This window comes from Kocuria sp. KRD140 (genome assembly GCF_017168375.1).
GTDB classification, from domain to species: Bacteria; Actinomycetota; Actinomycetes; order Actinomycetales; family Micrococcaceae; genus Kocuria; species Kocuria marina.
In genome coordinates this window covers 1-390 of record NZ_JABFAW010000012.1, presented here as the reverse complement: position 1 = coordinate 390, position 390 = coordinate 1, and the positions used below count along the sequence as shown (strand labels likewise).

The 390-nt window shown below is 32.3% G+C and carries 1 protein-coding gene; it reads left to right on the top strand.

Annotated features, from left to right (window positions below; genetic code table 11):
• The coding region (locus J1M36_RS12135; RefSeq protein WP_206479956.1) for a hypothetical protein at nucleotides 1–192 on the top strand (192 nt) is incomplete at its 5' end.
• Between the last annotated feature and the right edge of the window lie 198 nt (nucleotides 193–390).

Here is a 390-nt window from a genome sequence, read left to right as displayed (position 1 = left end):
ACGTTTTTCTGTGCAATTACTTTTGTCTATTTTGATGCTAGTTTTTATATATCAACAAATAAATCAAAGTCATTTAGATTTTTGGTTTATTATTTATTACTTATTTTTTATGGCTGTGGTTTTATTTTGGAAACCTTCAGAAAACAAAAAATAGACCACGTATTTATGCAGAGAAAATTTATTGTGCGTTGAGAAGAACCCTTAACTAAACTTGAAGACGAATGTCGGCATAGCGTGAGCTATTAAGCCGACCATTCGACAAGTTTTGGGATTGTTAAGGGTTCCGAGGCTCAACGTCAATAAAGCAATTGGAATAAAGCAATTAATGCGATGTTCCGAAAATGTTTAACGAAACTACGCCGACTATGATTAAAACTATAGATACTATAG